Annotated in this window: 2 protein-coding genes; both read left to right on the top strand. The window is 61.3% G+C overall.

Annotated features, from left to right (window positions below; all coding sequences use genetic code 11):
- The coding region (locus G7A99_RS19260; RefSeq protein WP_205599936.1) for a T6SS immunity protein Tli4 family protein at nucleotides 1-531 on the top strand (531 nt) is incomplete at its 5' end.
- A 351-nt stretch (nucleotides 532-882) separates the two neighbouring features.
- Nucleotides 883-1,509 (top strand): T6SS immunity protein Tli4 family protein, encoded by a 627-nt coding sequence (locus G7A99_RS19255; RefSeq protein WP_163143255.1) that lies wholly within the window; start codon nucleotides 883-885, stop codon nucleotides 1,507-1,509.
- The last annotated feature ends 143 nt before the right edge of the window (nucleotides 1,510-1,652 follow it).

Genomic DNA, 1,652 nt, shown 5'->3' with positions numbered 1-1,652 from the left:
GAGATACCCGAACGCCCCGGCCTGTGCTTCGGGCACGGATTCCTCGCCGGCGGGGCGGATGAGACGATCCCCGGCGCTGCCCTACCGTATCGGGAGGAGTTCGCAAGCATGCGATTCATAGACCGCGAGCGCCGGGATGTCTACATCCATCTCTACACGGATTCCGATATCAGAACGGACACGACGCTGCTGGAGCGTTCAGGCGGAATCCTGGCCCTGCTGAGCCACGATGACAATGGCGCCACCCTGCGCAAGGGCCCGGTCAACCTGGATGGCATCGCCCAGGCCGAGGAATGGCTGGCGACGCTGACGACGGACAGCGACGTCAAGGGCGATTATTTCCTGCTCGAAGCCAACAGCCAAAGGGGGTCCACCCGGACCCCCCTGATTTCAATCTCCCTGCGCAATGGTGAATTCTCGAACTCCGAGGAGTCCAAGCGCATAGATCATGCATCTCTCACGGACGCCGAGGCCGCGGGCCTCTGGGATGCCGTCACCCGTACGTTCCAGCCCCGCCCCAACGCCTTCTGAGCCGTGCCGGCACTGAAGCACGTCACGCAACCGATTTTCGCCACAGGCCTGTCCCTGGGACTACTGGGCTATCTGTTGACGGGGTGTACGAGCATGAGCGAGCGACAGGCACGGATGATGGCGCAGGGCTAGCCTGAGGCCGAGCCCTACTGTATCGGCCGGTTCATCGTCGCGCTGCCGCCCTTTGTCTCGCTGCACGCCGGTGACAGCCGCTACGACGGCGTCGCCATCGAGTTCCGCCTGGAGAATGACGAGCGGTATGAAAAGCGCGTCGAGAAAGAGAAGTATGACCGGACCCACATCGGAGACAAGAGCAGTCCGTACTATTCCGACCAGGATCGCCTGAACGAGGTGATTCCTCTGCGGGGCGGCCACATCCTTGTCTACGGTGAGTACGACTTTGCCATTGGCTATGTCCACGACCCCATAGGGACGTGGACCCTGAAGAACGCCTACGCGGCGGACTACCGGAAGTTCGCCGAGCGGATCGAGTTCCGCCGCGAGCCCGGCGAGGAGAACCTTCCCGGGGGGCGGGGCTATTGCATCATGTACGGTTTCATCCCGGAGACCTCGCCCACGGGCAACGAGTGGGAAAACCGTTACTTCACCATGAAGGACAATTCCGAGTTCATGCTGACATTGGAGATATCGGAAATCGGAGAGAAAAGGAAAACCCTTGCAGAGCGTGAGGCCTCGTTCTCCAGCATCGCCACCCGCCTGGCCTCTCTCGGACGCATCCGCTACGAGAAAAAGGCCAGTCCAGTATCGCTTTCTTTCATCGACGGTGCACAGAGCATAGTCGACACTGATGAATCGTCCGGACGCCTCTATATGTTCGTTGCCCAGGGTGGTGACTCCGACCCGAAGAAGCCTTTCTTCCAGATAGAGATGAATTCCGGGGACCTGCCCAAGGAGGAAGCCGACCGGCTGTGGTACTCGGTGCTGGGCAGCCTGCGTCCCCGCCCGGGCGCTTTTTGAATGGTAGCGATTCGATGCTTCGTTGAAGTGCCGGGCTTCAAGGCGGGGTCGTTTGCTCAAGACACAAAAAAAGCGCCGGTCGGGGACCGGCGCTTGCGTTCACTGCGTCAGGCGCGCGCCTTACTTGGTGCCGGCGGCCTGGG

The organism is Arhodomonas sp. KWT (genome assembly GCF_010993615.1).
The sequence above is the reverse complement of the archived record's forward strand: the minus strand, read 5'-3'. Positions and strand labels throughout refer to the sequence as shown.